General features: G+C 65.6%; 21 protein-coding genes. 10 read left to right on the top strand and 11 right to left on the bottom strand.

The genetic code is table 11. The features are described from left to right. Positions 1-478: 478 nt before the first annotated feature. The 4 genes from QX128_RS31765 to ltnD all read right to left on the bottom strand — a co-directional run bounded on the left by QX128_RS31765 (position 479) and on the right by ltnD (position 5,759). Positions 479-2,506 (bottom strand): methyl-accepting chemotaxis protein, encoded by a 2,028-nt coding sequence (locus QX128_RS31765; protein WP_316218822.1) that lies wholly within the window; start codon positions 2,504-2,506, stop codon positions 479-481. A 259-nt stretch (positions 2,507-2,765) separates the two neighbouring features. Next, positions 2,766-4,043 (bottom strand): 3-oxo-tetronate kinase, encoded by a 1,278-nt coding sequence (otnK, locus tag QX128_RS31760; protein WP_316239524.1) that lies wholly within the window; start codon positions 4,041-4,043, stop codon positions 2,766-2,768. Next, positions 4,040-4,822 (bottom strand): 2-oxo-tetronate isomerase, encoded by a 783-nt coding sequence (otnI, locus tag QX128_RS31755; protein WP_316239523.1) that lies wholly within the window; start codon positions 4,820-4,822, stop codon positions 4,040-4,042. Before otnI ends, otnK begins: the two co-directional genes overlap by 4 nt. 22 nt (positions 4,823-4,844) lie before the next feature. Next, a complete protein-coding gene (gene ltnD / locus QX128_RS31750; RefSeq protein WP_316239522.1) occupies positions 4,845-5,759 on the bottom strand; it encodes an L-threonate dehydrogenase in 915 nt (304 codons plus the stop codon). 129 nt (positions 5,760-5,888) lie between these two features. Between ltnD and QX128_RS31745 the strand changes: the two genes are divergently transcribed. The 6 genes from QX128_RS31745 to QX128_RS31720 all read left to right on the top strand — a co-directional run bounded on the left by QX128_RS31745 (position 5,889) and on the right by QX128_RS31720 (position 11,583). Further along, positions 5,889-6,566, top strand: coding sequence for an aldolase (locus QX128_RS31745; protein WP_316239521.1), 678 nt, complete (start codon positions 5,889-5,891; stop codon positions 6,564-6,566). Positions 6,567-6,571: 5 nt separating this feature from the next. After that, a complete protein-coding gene (locus QX128_RS31740) occupies positions 6,572-6,784 on the top strand; it encodes a hypothetical protein (protein WP_316239520.1) in 213 nt (70 codons plus the stop codon). A gap of 510 nt (positions 6,785-7,294) precedes the next feature. Further along, positions 7,295-8,332: an ABC transporter ATP-binding protein gene (locus QX128_RS31735; RefSeq protein WP_315801387.1), complete on the top strand. Its 1,038-nt coding sequence runs from the start codon at positions 7,295-7,297 to the stop codon at positions 8,330-8,332. Positions 8,333-8,365: 33 nt separating this feature from the next. After that, complete coding sequence (locus QX128_RS31730; RefSeq protein WP_315801328.1) at positions 8,366-9,655, top strand: PotD/PotF family extracellular solute-binding protein; 1,290 nt, start codon at positions 8,366-8,368, stop codon at positions 9,653-9,655. Between the two features lie 88 nt (positions 9,656-9,743). Further along, entirely contained in the window at positions 9,744-10,679 is a 936-nt protein-coding gene (locus QX128_RS31725; protein ID WP_410053199.1) for an ABC transporter permease, read from the top strand. A 1-nt stretch (position 10,680) separates the two neighbouring features. Further along, complete coding sequence (locus QX128_RS31720; protein WP_316183452.1) at positions 10,681-11,583, top strand: ABC transporter permease; 903 nt, start codon at positions 10,681-10,683, stop codon at positions 11,581-11,583. A gap of 429 nt (positions 11,584-12,012) precedes the next feature. Here the strand turns inward: QX128_RS31720 and QX128_RS31715 are convergent, their stop codons facing one another. The 6 genes from QX128_RS31715 to QX128_RS31690 form a co-directional block, all read right to left on the bottom strand. Continuing rightward, positions 12,013-12,717 (bottom strand): ABC transporter ATP-binding protein, encoded by a 705-nt coding sequence (locus QX128_RS31715; RefSeq protein ID WP_316239519.1) that lies wholly within the window; start codon positions 12,715-12,717, stop codon positions 12,013-12,015. Next, positions 12,701-13,432: an ABC transporter ATP-binding protein gene (locus tag QX128_RS31710; protein ID WP_316239518.1), complete on the bottom strand. Its 732-nt coding sequence runs from the start codon at positions 13,430-13,432 to the stop codon at positions 12,701-12,703. The genes QX128_RS31715 and QX128_RS31710 overlap by 17 nt, the downstream gene beginning before the upstream one ends. Beyond that, positions 13,429-14,436: a branched-chain amino acid ABC transporter permease gene (locus QX128_RS31705; RefSeq protein ID WP_315801333.1), complete on the bottom strand. Its 1,008-nt coding sequence runs from the start codon at positions 14,434-14,436 to the stop codon at positions 13,429-13,431. Before QX128_RS31705 ends, QX128_RS31710 begins: the two co-directional genes overlap by 4 nt. Beyond that, entirely contained in the window at positions 14,436-15,314 is an 879-nt protein-coding gene (locus QX128_RS31700) for a branched-chain amino acid ABC transporter permease (RefSeq protein WP_316239517.1), read from the bottom strand. The genes QX128_RS31705 and QX128_RS31700 overlap by 1 nt, the downstream gene beginning before the upstream one ends. Positions 15,315-15,507: 193 nt before the next feature. Then, positions 15,508-16,752, bottom strand: a complete 1,245-nt coding sequence (locus QX128_RS31695) for an ABC transporter substrate-binding protein (protein WP_315801335.1) — start codon at positions 16,750-16,752, stop codon at positions 15,508-15,510. Between the two features lie 96 nt (positions 16,753-16,848). Continuing rightward, positions 16,849-17,667, bottom strand: coding sequence for a putative hydro-lyase (locus QX128_RS31690; RefSeq protein ID WP_316239516.1), 819 nt, complete (start codon positions 17,665-17,667; stop codon positions 16,849-16,851). A 113-nt stretch (positions 17,668-17,780) separates the two neighbouring features. Between QX128_RS31690 and QX128_RS31685 the strand changes: the two genes are divergently transcribed. The 3 genes from QX128_RS31685 to QX128_RS31675 all read left to right on the top strand — a co-directional run bounded on the left by QX128_RS31685 (position 17,781) and on the right by QX128_RS31675 (position 21,120). Beyond that, positions 17,781-18,743: a LysR family transcriptional regulator gene (locus QX128_RS31685; protein ID WP_316239515.1), complete on the top strand. Its 963-nt coding sequence runs from the start codon at positions 17,781-17,783 to the stop codon at positions 18,741-18,743. Then, complete coding sequence (locus QX128_RS31680) at positions 18,740-19,990, top strand: Zn-dependent hydrolase (protein ID WP_316239514.1); 1,251 nt, start codon at positions 18,740-18,742, stop codon at positions 19,988-19,990. Before QX128_RS31685 ends, QX128_RS31680 begins: the two co-directional genes overlap by 4 nt. A gap of 218 nt (positions 19,991-20,208) precedes the next feature. After that, complete coding sequence (locus QX128_RS31675) at positions 20,209-21,120, top strand: NAD(P)-dependent oxidoreductase (RefSeq protein WP_316239513.1); 912 nt, start codon at positions 20,209-20,211, stop codon at positions 21,118-21,120. A 404-nt stretch (positions 21,121-21,524) separates the two neighbouring features. Here the strand turns inward: QX128_RS31675 and QX128_RS31670 are convergent, their stop codons facing one another. Next, entirely contained in the window at positions 21,525-22,598 is a 1,074-nt protein-coding gene (locus tag QX128_RS31670) for a tartrate dehydrogenase (protein WP_316239512.1), read from the bottom strand. Between the two features lie 168 nt (positions 22,599-22,766). On the opposite strand from QX128_RS31670, the gene QX128_RS31665 reads away from it, so the two are divergent. Continuing rightward, positions 22,767-23,543, top strand: a complete 777-nt coding sequence (locus QX128_RS31665) for an SDR family oxidoreductase (protein WP_316239511.1) — start codon at positions 22,767-22,769, stop codon at positions 23,541-23,543. Positions 23,544-23,548: the final 5 nt, after the last annotated feature.

Raw genomic sequence — 23,548 nt, 5'->3', positions numbered from 1 at the left:
GGCTCGCCCTCGTATGCACGCAAACGGGCCCGCAGCCCACGCGTGGAAGCTACGGAACCGAATATTAAGTCTGGTTAAGACGATGTCCGTACGAATACGGAGCAGCGATCGAAAATGATCGTTGCCCGTCCAGATCGGTAACGCGCTCCGGCCCGGCCGTGCGACGCGTCGTCTCATGTGGTGCGACCACGTGAGAGAAGCACCGTTTGCCCGTGGAGCCCGACTGCGCGTTGGCCGCGAATGACCAGACCTTACACGCCGACTCTTAACACAAGTTAAAAACGCAGATTGACTACGCAGGTTAGTTTTTCCGGCGCAAATGCAACGCGAACAGAAAAGCCGCAGGCAACGGGGCCGCGGAGTGTCTCTGTTGGGTCAGAAAACGTTGGGTCAGAAAACGCAAAAGGCCGGAGCGTTCGATGCTCCGGCCTTCCAATCCCCTGCGCGACCAGGAGTTGGCCGCTTCCGCGGCCCAGCGTTATGCCGCCCGCACCGAGCCGAGGAAGCTCGCGACCTCCTGCTTGAGACGATTGCTGTCGCCGGACAGCGCCTGTGCCGCTGAGAGCACCTGGGCCGAGGCCGACCCGGTCTCGGCCGCGCCGCGCTCGACATCGGCGATGTTGGACGAGACCTGCTGCGTGCCATGCGCCGCCTGCTGGACGTTGCGCGAAATCTCCTGCGTCGCCGCGCCCTGTTCTTCGACGGCGGCTGCGATGGTCGAGGAGATTTCCGACAGCTTCTCGATCGTAGAGGAGATCTCCTTGATGGCGCTGACCGACTCCTGCGTCGCGACCTGGATGCTGGAGATCTGCTGGCCGATCTCGCCGGTGGCCTTCGCGGTCTGTTCCGCCAGCGCCTTGACCTCGGAGGCGACGACCGCGAAGCCGCGGCCGGCATCGCCCGCGCGCGCCGCCTCGATGGTGGCGTTGAGCGCCAGCAGGTTGGTCTGGCCGGCAATGGTGTTGATCAGCTCGACGACGTCGCCGATGCGGGTGGCGGCCTTGGACAGCTCGCTGACGCGCCCGGTCGTGGTGCGGGCCTGGCCGACGGCGTCGTTGGCGATGCGCGCCGATTCCTGCACCTGGCGGCTGATCTCGGTGACCGACGAGGCCATCTGCTCGGTCGCGGACGCCACCGACTGGACGTTGGTCGTGGCTTCCTCCGAGGCAGACGCAACCGCCGTCGTCAAGCCTTGCGAGCGCGTCGCGGCCTGGGTCAGCGTCGTGGCGGACTGCTCGAGCTGGCTCGAGGCCGACGAGACGGTGTTCACGATCTCGCCGACCGCGGCTTCGAACTGCTCGGCCAGCCGCTGCATGTCGGCCTTGCGCTGACGCGCCGCGACCTCATCCAGCGCGCTCTTTTCCTCGGCCTCGGTGCGCGCCTTCTCCTCGGCATTGCCACGGATCACCGTGACGGTCTTGGCGAGATCGCCGATTTCGTCACCCCGCGATGCGCCGGGAATGGCGATGTCGAGGCGGCCGCGCGCCATCTCGCCGAGCGCCGCGTTGAGCCGCGTCAGCGGCCGCGCGATCCCGAGGAACGAGAACACGACCGAACCGATCACCGACAACAGAACCGCCAATCCGACAAACAGCGTGATATAGCTCGCCTGCGCGGCGACCTGGTCTGCCTCGAACCGGGCGCTCGCGTTGCGCGCGCGCGCGTCCTGGATCGCAGAGGACATCAGCTCGCCGGCCTCGCCGAGATAGATGAGCGTGCGGTCGCGCAGCACGGCCTCCTTGATTCCCTCGGTCTTCACCACCTCGTCGTTCGCGGCGACGAAGTCGGAGGCGAGGCCATTGAGCTTGGTGATCGTGGCCTGGATCTCGCGGTTGTCGGCGAGCATGCGAGCGTCGGTCAGCGAGCTCTTCAGCCCCGGCACCGTCTGCTTCACGGTCAGGATGGTTGCGGCGTCGCCAGTCATGCCGAACCGCCACGCCTGCGACCGCATGTAGTTCAACTTGGCATCGGCGGCGTGAAGCTGGCGCTCGACCCGCTCGCGGAAGGCGAGGTTCGGCAGCGACGGCGAGGCGAGCAGCGCCTTCAGGCTGGTGTTCCACTCGTTGGAGACCGCACTGCGCTTCTCGATCTGCGTCAACAACTTCTTCTGCGCCTCGGCGAGATCGACCGCTCCCGCGGCATAGCTCGTCATCAGCTCCTTGATCCGGGTCAACCGGGCGCGATTGTCGGCGGTCGATACGTTGCCGAGCGCGGCGTCGATGTCGGTCACCATCGCGGTCGAGAACTGCTGAATGTCGGCGGCTGCCTTCTCTGCCTCGGCCGGCGCACGCGCCAGCCGCGCCGAACGGCCGCCGAGCTGGGTCTGCTGCATGTTGATGCTGGCCGACAGCACGCTCTCGACCACGCGCCGCGCGCGCTCGGCCTGCTGATTGGCATGGTTGACCGCTCTTTCCGCCATCAACTGGTTAGCGATCATGCCGACGGCGAGAGATGCGCCGATGGCGCCAGCGAGCCCGAGTTTGTAGCCGATCCGATTCAGTTTCATTGCCCTACCCACAGATGGACGCGTCACGCGACGGTCCGTACTGGAGGTATAGCGGTGAGGTCCCTAGAGACCGTTAATTTACGGGAGTTATCGGGCATTACACGCAAAAAACATCTGCTTTTTCTGTGTGCGCCCCGATGCTTACGGCGGCACGACGGCGCTGCCGCGCCGAGCGGCGGCTCACAAACTAAGCAGATGATGTAGTCGGCACCGAGGCCCTGCACGTCGTTCCAAAATCCGGCACACGCTCGATGCGCAGCTATCGCATCAGCCCGAGCGCATCGGCAAAGAACCGCGGACCGCCGAAATTGCCGGACTTCAGCGCCAGCAGCATGTCGCCCGCCTCGGCGCCGATCGCGCGAAGCACCGGCACGCCGGCCGCGATCTCCGGACCGACCAGGAAGCCGGGAATCCTGAGCCTGTCGACGACGGCGCCGGAGGTCTCGCCACCGGCGACGATCAACCGCCGCACGCCGGCCTGGATCAGCCCCGCGGCCAGATCGGCCATTGCCTGCTCGATCGCGTGCCCCGCCGCCTCGCGGCCGTGCCTGGATTGCAGCGCGCTGACCTGATCCGGCGTCGCACTGGAGGCGATCAGCACGGGTCCCTTGGCGACGCGCTCACGCGCCCAGGCGAGCGCTCGCCGCGCCTCGTCCGGGCCTGCGACCAGGCCCGCCGCATCGAGATGCAGCACCGGCATGATGGTCTCGGCCTGCGCGATCTGCTGCAAGGTCGCCTGCGAGCAACTGCCGGCGAGGCAGGCGGCCAGGCCGCCGACGGGGGCATCGGCGTGATGCGCCAAGCCGTGGGAATGAACCTGCCCGGTCTCGACCAGCGCGCGTGCCAGCCCGAGCCCGATGCCGGACGCGCCGACGGAGACCCGGCTCTTCAAGGCGGCCGCACCGATCGCGGTCAGGTCGGCATCGAAGACGGCGTCGACGATCGCCGCGCCCATGCCCTGCCCGGCCAGCTCCTGCAGCCGGCGGCCGATCGCCTCGGGCCCGTGCACGACGGCGGCGAGATCGACCAGGCCGATTTTCCGCCGGCTCTGGCGCGCCAGCACGCGCGCCAGATTGGCGTCGTGCATCGGGTTGAGCGGATGGTCCTTGAGCGGACTCTCGTTGAGCGGCACCGAGCCCACGAAAAGGTTGCCCTGATAGACGGTCCGTTTGGTTTCCGGGAAAGCCGGCGTCACCAGCACGATCGCGTCACCGGCATCGCCGGCGAGCGCATCCATGACAGGACCGATATTGCCGGCGTCGGTGGAATCGAATGTCGAGCAGATCTTGAACAGCACGTGGTCAGCGCCGCGCGCGCGCAGCCATGTATCGGCCTCGCGTGAGCGGGCCACGGCGAGCGACGCCTCGATCGAGCGGCTCTTCAGCGAGACGACGACGGCATCGACCTCCGGCAGCGTGAGGTCATCAGCCGGCACGCCGATGGTCTGCACCGTGCGCAGGCCGGCGCGGGTCAGGGTATTGGCGAGGTCGGAGGCGCCGGTGTAGTCGTCGGCGATGCAGCCGAGCTTCAGGGTCACGGCTTCACTCCCTTGTAGGGCGCGAACCAGCCGAGCCCGTCCTCGGTGCGGCCGCGCGGATTGTACTCGCAGCCGACGAAGCCGGCATAGCCGAGCCGGTCGAGCTCGGCGAACAGGAACGGATAGTTGAGCTCCTCGCTGTCAGGCTCGTTGCGCGAGGGAATGCTGGCGATCTGGATGTGGCCGATGATGTCCATCATCTCGCGCAGCCGCATCGTGACGTCGCCGTGGATGATCTGGCAGTGATAGATGTCGAACTGCAGCTTGAGATTGGGAATCTTCAGCTCGCGGATGAGATCGCGGGCGAAGCCGAAATCGTTGAGGAAATAGCCGGGCACGTTGCGTGGATTGATCGGCTCGATCACGACATCCAGGCCGTGGGGCGCGAAGAACTCCGCCGCCCAGGCGACCGACTTGGTGTACGCCTCCACGGCTTTCGCATCATGACGATCGGCGATGCCGGCCATCAGATGCAGCCGCTTCACGCCGGTGGCCTTGGCGTAAGGCAGCGCCGTCTCGAGGCTCGCCTTGAGATCATCGAAACGGTGCGGCAGTGCGGCAAAGCCCTTCTCGCCGGCATCCCAATTGCCGGGCGGCAGGTTGAACAGCGCCTGCGTCAGGCCGTTGTCATCAAGCCGCTTGCCGACCTCCTCGGCCGGATGATCATAGGGAAACAGGAATTCCACCGCGGTGAAGCCGGCCTTGGCGGCCGCCGCAAAGCGATCGAGGAACGGATGCTCGGTGAACATCATCGAGAGATTGGCGGCGAAGCGGGGCATGGTGCGAGAACTCGTCGTGCTGTTACTTGGAGGAGCCCGGCAATTTCGTGCCGGTAACCTGCGCATACATCCGCGCCACAGAGGCGTCGTCGTCGCGGCCCATGCCGGCGGCCGCCGTCATCAGGAACATCTGCAGCGCAGCCGCCGAGACCGGGACCGGGAAGCGGTGGTTGCGCGCCATGTCCTGGATGATGCCGAGATCCTTGACGAAGATCTCGACCGCGCTGCGCGGCGTGTAGTCGCCGTCGAGCACATGCGGCATGCGGTTCTCGAACATCCAGGAATTGCCGGCCGAGGCGGTGATGACCTCATAGACCTTGCGGATATCGAGCCCCTGCTTGGCGGCGAAGGCGATGGCCTCGCTGGCAGCGGCGATGTGCACGCCGGCGAGCAGCTGGTTGATCATCTTGAACGCGGCGCCCTGCCCCGGGGCATCGCCGAGCTCGTAGAGCTTGGCCGCCATCGCATCGAGCGCCGGCCGCGCCTTGGCAAACGCAGCCGCGCTGCCCGAGGCCAGGATCGTCAGCTCACCTTGCGCGGCGCGCTGCGCGCCGCCGGAGATCGGCGCGTCGAGGTAGTGCCGGCCGGTGGCTTCGAGCTGCTTCGCCAGCCGCCGCGCGACGTCGGGATCCATGGTCGCGGAGGAGACGAAGACGGCCTCCTTCGGCATGGTCTCAGCCGCGCCGCCAGGACCAAAAAGAATGGCCTCCGTCTGTGCCGCATTGACAACGACGCTGACCACGATGTCGGCGCCAGCGGCCGCCTCGGCCGGGCTCTTGGCGCCCTTGCCGCCCTCGGCGACGAACCGCGCCACCGCATCCGCCGAGACGTCGCAGCCGGTCACCGCGAAGCCGGCACGCTTCAGCGAGGTCGCCATGCCATATCCCATCGAGCCGAGCCCGATCACGGCGACGTTCAATTGCGATGACGACGGCATGTGGCAGATCCCTGAAGCGTTTCCCGGAGACGTCCGGTTGCCCCGGACTGCACTCTGGGTATCACGGCTTGGCCGCGTTGCCAAAGCGTGAGACAAAGCGGCAAAACAGCGACATGCGAGGAAAGACCAGTGGCGGAAACTGCGATTCGCGAGGCCATCTGCCGGTTCGGTCGCTCGCTGTTCGAGCGCGGGCTGACGCCGGGATCGTCCGGCAACATCAGCGTGCGGCTCGATGATGGCGGCTGGCTGGTGACGCCGACCAATGCCTCGCTCGGCTTCCTCGATCCGGCCCGCCTGTCGCGGCTCGATGCGCGCGGCGATCTGGTCTCGGGCGATGCGCCGACCAAGGAGGTGCCGCTGCACACGGCGCTGTACCAGACGCGCGACGCGGCGCGCGCCGTCGTGCACCTGCACTCGACGCATTCGGTCGCGATCTCGATGCTGCCGGAGATCGATCCGCGCGCCGCGCTGCCGCCGCTGACACCTTATTACTTGATGCGCTGCGGCCAGACCGCGCTGGTGCCCTATCATCGTCCCGGCGATCCCGCGGTCGCCGATGCCATCAAGGGTCTCGCCGGCAAATACGCCTCCGTGCTGCTCGCCAATCACGGGCCCGTCGTGTCCGGTGACACGCTGGAAGCCGCCGTGTTCGCGATGGAGGAGCTCGAGGAGACCGCAAAGCTCTATCTGTTGCTGCGCGGGCTCAACCCGCGTCATCTGTCGCCGCAGCAGGTCGACGATCTGGTCAAAGTGTTCGGCCTCACCCTGCCTCACAGCGATCATCACACTGATCCCACCGGCGGATGATGGGCATGCACTATTTCGCAACAACGCCGGCCGAGATCGATGCCGCGGTCCGGGTGCTCTACGAGGAGGCCCGCTTCTATCGCTGGTTTCCGATCGCAGCCGACTCCTATGACGCGTTCGCCGCCTCTGATCCGATCGCGGCCAGCGAGCTGCGCGGCATCGCCGAGCGCATGCTGGTGGCCGCCGCGCAGGCCAGATCGCGGGCACGGCGGGTCTAGCGTCCCGTCAACCCGGCTTGCATACGGCGGAGCCTGCGCCGCCTTGTCGCTCATCAAGCTGCCTTGCCTCAGGAGGACAACGATGCCTAATATTCGGGCAAAGTGCGGCTGCGGCAGCCATCAGGGATGGATCGGTCGAACAAGGACGGCACCGGCAGCCCATCACTGCCGTGGCGCGAGGATGCGCCCCGCTCGTCCACCATCGATTGCAGCCCCTTCGTACGGCACGCCCCGAGCCACGAAAGGACAGGGCAAAATGCTTCCACATCGGCGTGGGCGCGGCTGTTTGACCGGATCGGCGGCGGATCTGAGCGGGCTGACGCCGGGACCGCGGATTGCCCTTTCGAGCGTTGCATACACATCTCCCCCAACGCGCAATCGTCCCGGGCTGCGCCGCCCCCGCGGCGGCCCTTGGCATATCCGTTGCAGACGTCAGACGGGTCGGATCGCGGCCGCGCGACGGAGCGAGCTGCGATCATGACCGATAAGGGACAGGGCGACGGAGGGCGGATGGCGGCGGGCGCGAGCTTGGAACTGGTGAAGGTGACGAAGATGTACGGTCACGTCACCGCCGTGGACGCAATCGACCTGCGGATTCCCGCCGGCTCCTATTGCTGCCTGCTCGGCCCGTCCGGCTGCGGCAAAACCTCCACCCTGCGCATGATCGCCGGCCATGAATCGGCGACATCGGGCGACATCATCGTCGGCGCCAGGAACGTCACCGAGCTGCCGCCCGCCGGGCGCGGCACGGCGATGATGTTCCAGTCCTACGCGCTGTTTCCGCATCTCTCTGTGATCGACAACGTCGCGTTCGCGCTGAAGATGAAAGGCGTCTCCAAGCCCGAGCGCCACGCCAAGGCACGCGAGCTGCTCGAGCTCGTCGACATGCAGGGCTATGCCGGCCGCCTGCCGGCGCAGCTCTCCGGCGGCCAGCAGCAGCGCGTGGCGCTGGCCCGCGCGCTGATCACCTCGCCGCAAATTCTCCTGCTCGACGAGCCGCTGTCGGCGCTCGACCCCTTCCTGCGCCTGCGCATGCGCGCCGAGCTGAAGCGGCTGCAACGCGAGCTCGGCCTCACCTTCGTCCACGTCACCCACGGCCAGGACGAGGCCATGGCGCTGTCCGACCTCGTGGTGCTGATGAATGGCGGCCGCATCGAGCAGCAGGGCAGCCCGCGCGAGATCTTCAATCACCCGCGCACCGAGTTCGCCGCCCGCTTCATCGGCGGCCACAACGTGATTCCGCTGAACGGCGAGACCTTCGCCGTGCGTGTCGACCGCATCCAGCTCAAGGCGCCGAATGCCGCGGTCGACGGTCCGGCCGTGTCGGGCACGATCAGCAAGATCGAATATCAGGGCACCTATGTGCTGGTCGCGGTCGCCACCGACGGTGGCCCCGAGATCTCGGCGCAGCTCAGCGACGATCAGTTCGATGCACAGACCCACGTGATCGGCGAGCGCGTCGTCGTGACCTGGAATCCGGCGCTCGCCGATGCCCTGACTTCCCGCCCCGCCGCAACAGCCACGCCGGCTGCCGAGCTGGTCGCCTGATTTCGTTTGCCTGCTTTTCCCAAGGAGATGATCATGACCGATCGATCGAAGACAACATCCATCAGCCGCCGTTCGCTGCTCAAGGGCGCGGCGGGCGTCGCCGGTCTCGCCGGCTCGGGCACGCTGCTCAGCGCGCCCTACGTCCACGCCGCCGATGCCAAGGTACTGCGCTATCTCGGCACCGCGGTGAACGAGGGCGACGAGATCTCCAAGAAGTGCCTCGCCGACACCGGCATCAAGATCGAATACATCACGGCGACCACCGACGACGTCACCAAGCGCGTCATCACCCAGCCGAACTCGTTCGACGTGCTCGACACCGAGTATTTCTCGCTCAAGAAGCTGGTGCCGTCGGGCAACATCTTTCCGCTCGATGCGCGCAAGATCAAGGAGTTCGACAACATCACGCCGGTGTTCACCAAGGGCGAGCTGCCCAACGGCAAGAAGATTGGCGGCCAGGGCACCGCGCCGTGGAAGGTGCTGTATCTCGACGGGCCGAACTCCAAGACCTTCTCGGCCACCCCGACCGAATGGGTCACGCTGATCCCGACCGTGTACAACGCCGACACGCTCGGCATCCGTCCCGACCTGATCAAGCGCCCGATCAACTCCTGGGCCGAGCTGCTCAACCCCGAATTCAAGGGCAAGGCCTCGATCCTCAACATTCCCTCAATCGGCATCATGGACGCCGCCCTCGTCGTCGAGGCGACCGGGCAGTACAAATATGCCGACAAGGGCAACATGACCAAGGCCGAGATCGACCTGACCATGAAGGTGCTGACCGAGGCCAAGAAGGCCGGCCAGTTCCGCGCGTTCTGGAAGGACTTCAACGAGTCCGTCAACCTGATGGCCTCGGGTGAGACCGTGATCCAGTCGATGTGGTCGCCCGCCGTCACCAAGGTGCGCTCGATGGGCATCGCCTGCACCTTCCAGCCGCTGAAGGAAGGCTATCGCTCCTGGGCGTCGGGCTTCTGCGTCTCGAAGGCGGTGGCCGGCGGCCCGAAGCTCGACTGGGCCTATGAGTTCGTCAACTGGTACCTGTCCGGCTGGGCCGGCGCCTATCTCAACCGCCAGGGCTACTACTCGGCCGTGCTCTCCACCGCCAAGGCCAACATGACCGAGGACGAGTGGGGCTACTGGATGGAAGGCAAGCCTGCGAAGGCCGACATCAAGGCGCCGGATGGCACGCTGATGGAGAAGGCCGGCGCCGTGCGCGACGGCGGCTCCTACGACGACCGCATGGGCGCCGTCGTCTGCTGGAACGCCGTCATGGACGAGAACGACTACATGGTCCGCAAGTGGAACGAGTTCATCGCCGCCTGATGTGACGTCGAATACTGCCGCGCCCATGATATCGCGGGCGCGGCAGGCTTTCTAAGCGCTCATTCGCGACCGGACGACAGGTATCCCCGTGGCCGTGACGATCGACAACTCGCCCGACACCGTAGCGCCCGCGGAGGGCGCCTTGCGCAAGATCGCCATGCGCTCGATCGCCTGGCTGCAGGCCGGCCCGATGATGCTGGTGTTTGCGCTGTTCTTCCTGCTGCCGCTCGTGCTCGTTGTCGTCGTCAGCGCCTGGGACTACAACGAATATGAGATGATCCCGGCGTTCAGCTTCCGCGGCTACACCGACACCTTCGAGGGCTGCGTCGCAAACCTGCCCGAGCTGTGCACGATCCTGAAGACATATCTGAAGACGCTGAAGCTGTGCCTGCTCACCTGGGGCCTGACCTTGATGATCGGCTTCTGGGTCGCCTATTTCCTTGCCTTCCACGTCCGCAGCAAGACCTGGCAGATCGTGCTGTCGCTGTTGTGCACGATCCCGTTCTGGACTTCCAACGTGATCCGGATGATCGCCTGGATTCCCCTGCTTGGCCGCAACGGCCTCGTCAACCAGGGGCTGATCGGCGCCGGCGTGGTCAACAAGCCGGTCGAATGGCTGCTGTTCTCGGAATTCTCGGTGGTGCTGGCGCTGGTCCACCTGTTCACCTTCTTCATGGTGGTGCCGATCTTCAATTCGATGATCCGCATCGACAAGCGCCTGATCGAGGCCGCCTATGACGCCGGGGCGTCGGGCTGGCAGACGCTGGTCAACATCATCATTCCCCTGGCGAAGCCCGGCATCGTGATCGGCTCGATCTTCGTCATCACCATCGTGATGGGCGACTTCGTCACCATCGGCGTGATGGGCGGCCAGCAGATCGCCTCCGCCGGCAAGATCATCGAGTCCCGGCTGTCGGCGCTGCAATTCCCGGCCGCCGCGGCCAATGCCGTGATCCTGCTCGGCATCACCATCATCATCATCTCCGCACTGACGCGGATCGTCGACGTGCGCAAGGAGCTCTGAGATGGGAGACAAGCGCCCCCGCTCCTTCTACATCCTCGCCGCGTTTTTTTCGGCCTACGTGCTGTTCCTGTACGGGCCGATGATCGCGATCTACATCCTGTCGTTCCAGGGACCGGACGGCGGCCTGACGTTTCCGATGAACGGCGTGTCGCTGACCTGGTTCGGCAAGGTGTTTTCCGGCGGCGGCATCGTCGACATAGGCGCCGCGTTCAAGCGCTCGCTGGCGCTCGGCCTCGTCGTAATGGTCATCACCGTCGTGCTGTCGGTCGCCGCCGGCATGGCGTTCCGCAAGCCGTTCCGCGGCGCATCGGTGCTGTTTTACACCGCGATCGCCAGCCTGATCATGCCGTCGATCATCACCTCGCTCGGCATCGCGCTGGAGTTTCGGCTGATCGACGACTTCGTCAACAAGCACGGCGCCGACTTTGGCCTGGGCTGGCTCGCCGATGGCTACACCACCGCCATGGGCCTGTTCACCTCGGGCTTAGGTGCGCATCTCACCTGGACCCTGCCGTTCGGCCTGCTGATCATGTTCGCGATCTTCAACCGCTTCGACGGCCGTCTGGAGGAAGCCGCCCGCGACCTCGGCGCCACGCCCTGGCAGACTTTCCGCCACGTCGTGCTGCCGATCATCCTGCCGAGCGTGGTCGGCATCGGCCTGTTCGGCTTCACCTTGTCCTGGGACGAGCTCGCACGTTCGAGCCAGGCGATCGGCTCGGTGAACACGCTGCCGCTGGAGTTGCAGGGCCTGACGACGACCGTCACCAAGCCCGACATCTACGCGCTGGGCACGCTGACGTCGGCGGTGTCGTTCGTGGTGATCTTCGCGGCATTGTCGGTGATTCTGGTGCTGCAGGCGCGGCAGCGCCGGCAGGGCTCGGATGCCGGCAAGGGGATGGTGTAGGAGTTCAGCGCCGAAAAGCAGTCACGATCGAACTCATCGTGGCAAAGCTTGACAACAAGCAGCGAGCGCGGTGCCTGTAAATGCGCCCTCGCCCCTTGTGGAAGAGGGCATATAGGACAGCGCAGCAAGCTCGGTTGGGTGAGGGGTTTTTCTCTATGAGCGACACTCGCGGAGAGATACCCCTCACCCAACCGCGTACGTGGATGGGCCGTACATGCCCTCTCCCACAAGGGGCGAGGGCGCTGTATCTCGCAGCGCCGTCGTCTCGCGACTTTGCTCGGTGCGTAGGGTGGGCAAAGGCGCCCCAAAGTCTCCGATGATTTACGACGCCATCTCCCGCGCCGTGCCCACCGTCTTTCCTCATCGGCACCGCTGGTGGGCACGCGCCGCCTGACGGCGTCGCTTTGCCCACCCTACGAGGTCATTGCCTCACAACCCCAGATACGCCTTCCGCACATCCTTGTTGCCGCTGATCTCCGCTGATGTCCCCTGCATCAGCACGCGACCCGTCTGCAGGATGTAGGCCCGATCTGCGATCTCCAGGCATTCCGCCATGCGCTGCTCGACGATGAGCACCGTCATGCCGGCGTCGCGGATGCGCTTGACGGCCTGGAAGATCTCGTCGACCAGCTTCGGCATGATGCCCTGCGACGGCTCGTCGAGCATCAGGAGCCGCGGCCGGGTCATCAGCGCGCGGCCGATCGCCAGCATCTGCTGCTCGCCGCCGGACAGGGTCTCGGCGCGCTGCTCGAGCCGCTCGGACAGTCGCGGGAACAGCGTGAAGACGAAGTCCAGCGGTTCCTCGCGGTTGGCTTCGCTGCGATAGAGGTAGCTGCCGAGCCTGAGATTGTCGCGCACCGAGAGCCGCGGGAACAGCCGGCGGTTCTCCGGCACATAGGCGATGCCGCGTGCCGTGATCAGATGCTGCGCCATGCCGTCGATGCGGTTGCCGTCGAAGGTCACGCTTCCCGCGCGCGGCCGCTCGGCGCCGGCGATGGATTTCAACAAGGTCGACTTGCCCGCGCCATTGGCGCCGGCGACGCAGACGATCTCGCCCTTCTCGACGTCGATCGAGACATTCGAGATCGCAACCAGGCCCTGATAGGCGGTGGTGACGTCACGCACCGACAGCATGGCGGTCTCCAAGATAGGCGGAAATGACTTTGGGATCGCGGACGACGTCCTTGGGCTTGCCTTCGATCAGCACCTTGCCGAGGTCGAGCACGATGGCGCGGTCGACCAGCGGCATCACGATCTCCATGACATGCTCGACCATCAGCACGGTGATGCCGGTGTCGCGCACGCGGCGCACGAGCTCGACGCCCTTCTGGGATTCGACCGGCGTCAGGCCGGTCAGCACCTCGTCCAGTAGCAGCAGCTTCGGCTCGGTCGCGAGCGCGCGCGCCACTTCGAGCCGCCGCTTCTCCGACGGCACGAGGTCGCTCGCGAGCACGTCGGCCCGCGCATCGAGCCCGCAGAAGGCCAGCACCTCATGTGCCTTCCGCCGCGCCTCGCGCATATTGGTGGTGCGAACGAGCGCGCCGACGATGACGTTCTCGATCACCGTCATGCTCTCGAAGCTTTTCACCACCTGGAAGGTGCGGCCGATGCCGCGCTGGCAGCGCTCTGCCGCGGGCAGCGCCGTGACGTCCTCGCCGTCGAAGATGATCTGGCCTTCGGTCGGCTTGAATGCACCGGCGATCAGGTTGAACAAGGTCGACTTGCCGGCGCCGTTCGGCCCGATCAGGCCGACGATCTCGCCGCGCCCGACCGAGATCGAGACTTCCGAATTGGCGGTCAGTCCCGAGAAGCGCTGGGTGATGTTGCGCGTTTCCAACAGCGCGGTCATGACGCCACCGCCTCTCTGACCGGCTGGGCACCCCGCTTCGGCTTGCGGGAGAACAGGCTGACGAGTCCTTGCGGCCGGGCGAGCGAGATCGCGATGATCAGGCCGCCATAGACGATCAGGTCGACGCCGCGGCCGGAGCCGCCGATATAGGAGCGCGTCAGCTCGGTCAGCGGGATCAGGATGACGGCGCCGAGCATCGGGCCCCAGAGGGTACCGATGCCGCCGAGCACGGCGGGCAGCGCCATCAGCAGCGAGAACTGGAAGCCCATCACGCTCTCGGGATCAATGTAGGTGACGTACATCGCATAGAAGCCGCCGCCGACGGCGACGAGAAACGCCGACACGGCCGCCGCGCCCATCTTGGAATTGAACACGACAACGCCCAAGCTCTCGGCCGCGACCGGATTGTCCTTCACGGCCCGCCACCAATAGCCCCACTTTGAGTCCTCCAGCCACCAGGTCACGAACCAGGCGACGCAGGCCAGAGCGAGCGCGAAGTAGAAGTAAGGCAGCTTGTCCTTGGCGAATTGAAGGGTCAGCCAGCTATCCTGCTTCGACAGCGGGATCGTGATGCCGAGCGCTGCTCCCGCCCATTCCCAGTTCTGGAACAGCACGAGCGCAATCTCCGCGATCACGATGGTGGCAATGACGAAATAGTGTCCGCCCAGTCGGAAGCAGGGATAGCCGAGCGCCATCGCGATGACCGCCGACAGCAGCCCGCCGGCGAACATGCCGAACCAGGGCAGCATCCCGAACTTGGTGTACAGAAGCGCGGTGACGTAGGCGCCGAGCCCGAAATACAGCGCGTGCCCAAGCGAGATCTGGCCGCAATACCCGGACAGGATGTTCCAGCTCTGCGACAGCGCTGCATACATCAGGGTCATGATCATCATGTTCTGGATGTACACATCGGTGACGTAGCGCGGCACCTGGGTCGCGAGCAGTGCCAGGCATGCCGCGACGATCAGGTCGCGCCGCCGGCGTTGAATGAATACCTTGTCCATCAGATGGATCCGAACAGGCCGCGCGGGCGAATGAAGACGACGAGGAGATAGACACCGTAGATGCCGACCGTCTTCAGCGACGGCGGCATGATCAAGGTGGTGGTGGCCTCGACGAGACCGACCACGATGCCGCCGGCGAACGCGCCGAACACGCTGCCGAAGCCGCCGAGTGCCACCGTGACATAGGCGATGGTCGCAAACGACGCGCCGACGTCGGGGAACACATAGAAGAAGATCGACATGACCGCACCGGCGAGTCCGACCAGCGCCGCACCAAGACCCCAACCGAGCGCGAACACCTTGTTCTTGTCGATGCCGACCAGCGCCACCGCGCCGGCATCCTCCCGGGTCGCCTCAAGCGCGCGGCCGAAATCGGTGCGGTGGATGAAGAAGTACAGGCCGGCAAAGGCCGCGATCGCAATGAGAGCACCGACCAGCTGCGGCTGCGGAAGGTAGATGCCGGCGATCGAGATCGTCTTGCCGCCCAGCCATGAGTGCGGAATGCTGCGATAGTCCGGGGTGAAGAAATACTGCGCGACGCCGCGCATCAGGACGGCGAGACCGAAGGTGGAGAAGATCTGCACCATGCCGGTGTTGGCCTTGGCCCGCACGGCAAATCTCACGATCAGCAGATAGACCACCGCGCCGAAGACGAACAATCCGGCCGCGACGATCGGCGCCGCCAGCAGCGGATCGAGCGCGAAATAGGCGAACAGGAAGAAGGTCGCATACATCGCGATCATCAGGAACTCGCCATGGGCGAAGTTCACGACGTCCATCAGGCCGAAGATGAGCGCCAAGCCCACGGCGATCAGGCCATAGAGCAGGCCCATCAACAGGCCGCTGGCGAGACTTTGGATGATTGTTTCTGCTGTCACAGATCTTGCCCCACTCTCGATGTGACTCGGGGTGTCGTCCTGGCGAACGCCAGGACCCATAACCACCACTGTTTGTGTGGGGCACGACGACAGCCGATCATCGTCCAACCACGGCCTCGGCGTATGGGTCCCAGGTCGGCGCCGCCACGCGCTGGCGCGCATCGCGGCTTGCCCGGGACGACATCCGAGTTGATTACTTCATCGGCCAGCTGGCTTCCGCCACCGCGGCCTGTGTCGGGAAGATCGTGACGAACTTGCCGCCGACATATTGCAGCAGCACCGGATCGGCGTCGTTGTTCTGGCCGTTCTCGTCGAACTTCACCCGCTTCCACGGCATGATGGTCGCCTCGCCCGGCATGTCGGTGGCGGCGAGCGCGTCGCGGATCTTCTCGCCGTCGGTCGACTTGGCGCGGTTGATGGCATCCGCCATCACGATCAGGCCCATGAACTGGCGCGACGAGTAGTCGTTGAAGTCCTTGCCCGACTTCGCCTTGAACATGTCGTTGATCTTGCCGACCATCGGCCGCTTGGCGGCGAGGTCGAGCGAGAACGAGCCGCGCGAGATCACGCCTTCGAGCTTGTCGCCGACCGCGTCATACAGCGCCTTCTCGGAGAAGCCGGCGTCCTGCGCGACGATCGCATTCGGCTTGTAGCCGAGCTCGGCCATGGTCTTGACCAGCAGGATGCCGTCGGTGGTGTAGCTCGACGGCATCAGCACGTCGGCGTTGGCGGCCTTCAGCTGCTGCACCTCGGCCGACAGCGACGGCGAGTTGGCGCGGTACTTGATGTCCGCGACGACCTTGTAGCCGCGCTCCTGGGCGAGCTTGAGCTGGGCGTTGCTCGAATCGGTGCCGAAGATGGTGTCCTCGTGGAACAGCGCGAGCGTGTCGATCTTGGTGCCCTTCTTCTTCATCATGTCGAAGAAATCGAACATCGCCTGCGAGAACATCTCGTCATGCGGCGCGGCGCGGAAATAATACTTCAGGCCGCGGCGATGCAGGCTCGGCGAGGAATTGTCGGCGGAGAGATACGGGATCTGGTAGCGCTCGCAGATCTGGCTCGCGGTCACCGCGACGGCGCTCTGATACGAGCCGATGACGGCGGCGACCTTCTCCTGGGTGATCAGGCGCTCGGCCTCGGCGCGGCCCTTCTGCGGGTCGGCCTGGTGGTCGGCGAACACCAGCTTGATCTTGGCGCCACCGAGGCCCGGCAGCCCTTCGGTGCGCGCGAGCGGCAGGTCGTAATCATACTTGCCGTTGATGATCTCGGCCGCCGTCTCGAACGCGCGCTGCGCGTCGACGCCGATCTGCGCGCTGGCGCCCGAGAACGGATAGATGACGCCGATCTTCACTTCCGAGGTCTGGGCGCGGGCGGCGATCGGGCCGAGCGCGGCGGCAGCGGTGGCTCCAAGCAGGACGTTTCGGCGCGTGATGGTCATGGCAAGATCCTCTGATGAAAGCGCATCGATGAAGCGGTTGAGATCGGTGGTAAAGGCTCAATAAGCAGCAAGACTGCCTGATTAAAGGCTGCCTGATTAGAGGACGGCGAGATCCTTGTTCCTGAGATCGGTGATCAGCATCAGCCCCGGCGCGTGGGTGATGGCGAAGGACAGCTTGGCCGCGGCGATGACCGCCTGCGGCGTCACCCCGCAGGCCCAGAAAACGGGAATTTCGTCTGAGCCGACCGGCACCGGATCGCCGTAGTCCGGCTTGTTGATATCGGCGATGCCGATCTGTTCGGGAAGACCGAGATGCACCGGCGCGCCGTGCACGGCCGGAAAGCGCGTCGTGATCTGCACGGCGCGGATCGCCTGCGCCGGCTTGAACGGACGCATCGACACCACCATCGGTCCCGCAAACGGCCCGGACGGCGTGCAGGCAATGTTGGTGCGATACATCGGCACGCGACAGCCCTGCTCGATATGGCGGATCGGCAGGTCGTCGGCCATCAGCGCTTCCTCGAAGGAGAACGAGCAGCCCAGCACGAAGGTGACGAGGTCGTCGCGCCAATGCGACATCAGGTCGGTCGGCTCCTCCACCATCTCGCCCTCGCGCCAGACGCGGTAGCGCGGCACGTCGGTGCGGATGTCGAGATCGGCGCCGAGTGCCGGAATATGAGGATTGCCCGGATCGGACATGCCGATGATCGGGCACGGCTTCGGATTGAGCTGGCAGAACCGGTGGAAGGCGCCGGCGTACTGCTCGGGCAGGATCGCCAGATTGCCCTGCACGAAGCCATTGGCGACGCCGGCGGTGCTCCAGCCCTTGCCGGTGCGATAGTCCAGGCGGGCCTGATGGCTCGGGAGAAGGTCTGTCTCGCCCGCTGATTGCTGCAATGCCGCAGAAACAGTCATTTGTGCCACTTGCCTAATATCTCGACAAACTCACTGAACATCAGCCATGCTATAAAGTCTAATCTTCGTTTTTAATCAGGATCGATAAAACAAATTGATCCGAGCGGGGCGCGATGTTGGATTTCCGTTCCATCGAGACCTTTCTCTGGGTGGTGAAGCTCGGCAGCTTCCGCGGCGCGGCGCAGCGCCTGAACACCACCCAGCCGGCCATCTCCCAGCGCATCGCCCAGCTCGAGCGCGAGCTCGGCGTCAAGCTGCTCAACCGCGATCATCGCGTGGCATCGCCGACGGCCAGCGGACGGCAGATGCTGGTCTATGCCGAGAAGCTGATCGGCCTGCGCGCGGAAATGCTGGCCGAGGTCGGCGACCGCTCGGCGATGCGCGGCGTGCTCCGGCTCGGCGTGGCCGAGACCATCGTGCACGACTGGCTGCCGCGGCTGATCAAGAGCGTCAACGAGAGCTATCCGAACCTGTCGCTGGAGATCGAGGTCGACGTCACGCCGAACCTGCACGCGCGCCTGCTCGCGCAGGAGATCGAGCTCGCCTTCGCACTGGGCGCGCCGTCCGAGTCCGGCATCCGCAGCCGCGTGCTGTGCGACTATCCGATCAGCTTCCTCGCCAGCCCTGCCCTCGGCTTCGGCACGGGCGTGGTCACAGCCGAGCAGATGGCACGCTTTCCGATCATCACCTTCCCGCGCAACACCCAGCCCTATGACAATGTGCGCTCGCTGTTCAACCGCCCGCATCTGCCGCCGATGCGGCTGCACGCCAGCGCCTCGCTGGCGACGGTGATCCACATGGCGGTCGAGGGTCTCGGCGTCGCCGTCATTCCCGCGGCGATCGTGGCCAATGAGATCGAGCGCGGACGACTGCAGGAGCTGAAGACGGACCTGCGGATTCCGCCGCTGACCTTCACCGCGAGCTGGCTGTCATCCCCCGAGATGGTCGCGATCGAGCGCGTGGCGGAGCTCGCAGCCCGGACCGCGCAGACGGCCAGCCATCCCTCGGCGTCGGTTGACGCGCTCGTCGCGGCGCGCGATGGACAGGACGCCGGAGTACAGGGAATTCAAGCATGAGCCGCGCCGTCACCAATCTGCAGATCGATTCCGCCCGCCTCTGGGACAGCATCCACGAGACCGCCAGGTTCGGCGCCACGCCGAAGGGCGGCGTGCGCCGGCTGACCCTGAGCCAGGAGGACAAGCAGGTCCGCGACTGGTTCCGCAAGGCCTGCGAGGACGCCGGGCTCGAGGTGCATGTCGACACGCTCGGCACGATGTTCGCCCTTCGCAAGGGGCGCGACATGTCGAAGGCCCCGATCGGGCTCGGCTCGCATCTCGACACCCAGCCGACCGGCGGCAAGTTCGACGGCATTCTGGGCACGCTTGGCGCGCTGGAAGTGATCCGCACGCTCAACGATGCCGGCATCGAGACCGACGCGCCGCTGTGCATCGTCAACTGGACCAATGAGGAAGGCTCGCGCTTCGCGCCGGCGATGATGGCCTCCGCCGCCTATGTCGGCGATTTCACCGTCGAGGACATCTTGTCGCGCAAGGATGCCGACGGCACGACCGTCGGCGAAGCGCTGGACGGCATCGGCTATCGCGGCGAGGCCAAGGTCGGCACGCAGAAATTCTCCGGCTTCGTCGAGCTGCATATCGAGCAGGGCCCGATCCTGGAGGCCGAGAACAAGACCATCGGCGTGGTCGATCACGGCCAGGGCGTGTTCTGGTACGACGGCAAGGTCACGGGCTTCGAGAGCCACGCCGGCTCGACCCCGATGCCGCTGCGCCGCGACGCACTGCTGGCGCTGTCGGAGTTCGCGCTGACCCTGGAGCAGATCGCGATCAGGCTCGGGCCGAACGCGGTCGCCACCATCGGCGAGGCCGTCATCGCCAATCCCTCGCGCAACGTCATCCCCGGCGAGATCGCCTTCACCATCGACTGCCGCAGCGCCAACGCGGACACCTTGGAGGCGCTCGATGCCAGCCTGCGCGCGGCCGCGGGCGAGATTGCGAAGAAGCGCAAGGTCGAGATCGCAATCGACCAGGTCTGGCGCAAGCCGCCGACCCATTTTGATCCGAAGCTGGTCGATGCCGTCGAGCGCGCCGCCGGCACGCTCGGCTATGCGCACCGCCGCATCACCTCCGGCGCCGGCCACGACGCCTGCAACCTCAACACCATCATGCCGGCCGCCATGGTGTTCGTCCCCTGCAAGGACGGCATCAGCCACAACGAGCTCGAGGACGCCACCCAATCCGACTGCGCCGCTGGCGCGAATGTGCTCCTGCACACGGTGCTGTCGCTGGCCGGCGTGGCGTCGTGACGGGCTGACGCTCGCGGGCTTGTCTAGGGCCTCATCCTTCGAGACGCCGCTGCGCGGCTCCTCAGGATGAGGGGAGAGTCTTCGATGTCGCTGCTTCCCCTCATGGTGAGGAGCGCCGAAGGCGCGTCTCGAACCATGAGGCCCGAGATGCTTCAAGTTGAACCACATTGAGTTGCCCTGCCCCATCTTGTCTCATCGGGGCTCGTCAGGAGGTATCCGTGCGCGGAGTTTTCATCGACGCCAACGACTCGCTTGCCGAGATCTTCGAGCGGCAGCGCCAGCCAGGCGATCCCGGGATGCGCGTGCATCTCGACCCCGACATCAAGCCGGAGGACTGGCCGGCGATCCTCGACGGCGCCGAGATCGGCGTGGTCGATCACACCGCGCTCCCGACCGACGTCGCGAGGCACTGCAAGGGGCTCAAGCACGTCGTCTTCCTGGGCACCGGCGCACGCAGCTACATGAACCCGGAGGAGCTCGCCGAGCTCGGCATCACCGTGCATCTGATCAAGGGCTACGGCGACACCGCGGTTGCCGAAGCCGCCATCGCGCTGATGTGGGCCTCTGCCCGCGGCATCGCACAGATGGACCGCGAGATGCGCGCCGGCAACTGGCTGCGTGACGACGGCATGCAGCTCACCGGCAAGACGCTCGGCCTGATCGGCTTCGGCGGCATCGCCGCGGAAGTCGCGCGCATCGCGTCGGGCAGCGGCATGAAGGTGATCGCCTGGAACCGCTCACCGAAGAGCCATCCCGGTGTGGAGTTCGTCGAACTCGAGACGCTGCTCCAGAACAGCCACGTCGTCTCGCTGCATCTCCTGCTCAACGACGAGACCCGCGGCTTCCTGTCGCGCGAGCGCATCGCGCAGATGCGCCCCGGCGTGATCTTCGTCAACACCGCCCGCGCGGCAATCGTCGACGAGACCGCGATGATCGACGCCCTCCGCTCCGGCCACATCCGCCACGCCGGCCTCGACGTCTTCAATACCGAGCCGCTGCCCGCCGGTCACGTGCTGACCACGATCCCCAACGTGACTCTGTCGGCGCACTCGGCGTTCCGCACGCCGGAAGCGAGCGAGAATCTGATCCACGCCGCGTGGGAGCACTGCCGCCGCGTGGCGAAGTCGTAGTTGTGAACGCATAGGGTAGGCAAAGCAGCAGCCGCCAGGCGGCAGCGTGCCCACCGTCGATCAGCGCGGCCGCGGCAAGACGGTGGGCACGGCGCCACCGCGACTTCGTATGGAGATGCAGGCCGCGCCTTTGCCCACCCTACGGCTCTCTCCGTCATTGCGCGCGAAGCGACGCAATCCAGAGTCCCGCGACGGCCCTGGATTGCTTCGTCGCTGCGCTCCTCGCAATGGCGGCTTGTTGCACGAGCTATCACTCCAACCACCGCTGTCGTCCCGGCGAAAGCCGGGACCCATACCGCGTGATCTATCAGTAGCGAACGGTGGCAGACGCCTTGCTCAATAACAACGGCCGGTGGTTATGGGCCCCGGCCTTCGCCGGGGCGACAATAATCAGCGGCGCCTAACTAATCCACCATCTCCGCAACGGCCTTGCCGCACGCCTCGGTATCAGCATTCCCGCCCAGATCCCGCGTGCGCAACGTCCGTTCCGCCAGCGTCCGCTCGATGGCGCCGACGATCGCCTGTGCGGCCTGCTTCTCGCCGAGATGCTCCAGCATCATCGCGCCCGACCAGATCATGCCGATCGGGTTGGCGATCCCCTGCCCCGCGATATCAGGCGCCGAGCCGTGCACCGGCTCGAACACCGACGGGAAGTTGCGCTCCGGATTGATGTTGCCCGACGGCGCGATGCCGATGGTGCCGGTGCAGGCAGGTCCCAGATCGGACAGGATGTCGCCGAACAGATTGGAGCCGACGACGACGTCGAACCAGTCCGGATGCAGCACGAAATTCGCGGTGAGGATGTCGATATGGTACTTGTCCCACTTCACGCCCGGATAATTCTTCGCCATCGCCTCGACGCGCTCGTCCCAATACGGCATCGTGATCGAGATCCCGTTCGACTTGGTCGCCGAGGTCAGATGCTTCTTCGGCCGTGACTGCGCCAGCTCGAAAGCGAATTTGAGGATGCGGTCGACGCCGGTGCGGGTCATCACCGTCTGCTGCGTGACGAACTCGCGGTCGGTGTCAGGAAACATGCGGCCGCCGACCGACGAATACTCGCCTTCCGTGTTCTCGCGCACCACCCAGAAATCGATGTCGCCCGGCTTGCGGTTCGCCAGCGGGCACGGCACGCCCGGCATCAAGCGCACGGGGCGCAGGTTGACGTACTGATCGAACTCGCGGCGGAACTTGATCAGCGAGCCCCACAGCGAGACGTGGTCGGCGATCTTGGCCGGCCAGCCGACGGCACCGAAATAGATCGCGTCATGGCTGCCGATCTGCGTCTTCCAATCGTCCGGCATCATCTGGCCGTGCTTCTCGAAATAGTCGTAGCTCGAAAAGTCGAAATGATCGAACTGCACCGCGACGCCGTGCTTCTTGGCGGCCGCCTCGATCACGCGAATGCCCTCGGGCATGACCTCCTTGCCGATGCCGTCGCCGGGAATGACTGCGATGCGATAGGGCTTCTTGCTCATCGAGCGGATCCTTGCGTGTTGCGCCGTGTCCCGGCTGAAATCGTCGATCGCCTGAATGGACCAAACGACCGGGAAGCGCAACGCTGCGGTGCAAGATTGACCGCATGGCTGACGCGCAAGACAATCGCACAAGACAATCCGGTCTCCTCCATTCAGCGAGAAGCCTTCATGGACCTTCACCTGCGCGGCAAGCGCGTTCTCATCACCGGCGCCTCCAAGGGCATCGGCGCCGCGGCGGCCGAGGCCTTTGCCGAGGAAGGCTGCCACGTCCGGCTCGCGGCGCGCAGCGCCGACCGGCTGTCGGCGCTGGCCGAGCAGCTCCGCTCGAAGCACCAGATCGATGCGGCCGCGCATGTCGTCGACCTGCGCAAATCCGAGGATGTCACGCGGCTCGCGCAGGAGGCCGCGGACATCGACATCCTCGTCAACAATGCCGGCGACATTCCGGGCGGCGCCATCGACAAGATCGACGAGGCGGCGTGGCGGCATGCCTGGGACCTCAAGGTGTTCGGCTTCATCAACCTGACGCGCCTTGTCTATGCTGACATGAAGGCGCGCGGCGCGGGCGTCATCATCAACGACATCGGCGCGGCCGGCGAGAAGTTCGACTTCAACTACATCTGCGGCAGCGCCGGCAACGCCGCGCTGATGGCCTTCACCCGCGCGCTCGGCTCCAAGAGCCTCGCCGACAATATCCGCGTGGTCGGCATCAATCCGGGCCCGGTCGGCACCGACCGCCACGTCACTTTGCTGAAGACCCGCGCCAAGCAGCAGTTCGGCGACGAGAGCCGCTACACGGAATTCCAGAAAGGCCTGCCGCTCGGGCGTCCCGCGCATCCACGAGAGATCGCCGACCTGATGGCGTTCCTGGCCTCCGACCGCGCCGGCTATACGTCGGGCGTGATCTATACCGTCGATGGCGGCATCAGTGCAGGGTGGGGTTGATCGCG

The sequence above is a fragment of the Bradyrhizobium sp. SZCCHNR1015 genome (assembly GCF_032489875.1).
Taxonomy (GTDB): Bacteria; Pseudomonadota; Alphaproteobacteria; order Rhizobiales; family Xanthobacteraceae; genus Bradyrhizobium.
Note: the sequence above shows the minus strand (reverse complement) of the source record. Positions and strands in the feature narration are given on the sequence as shown.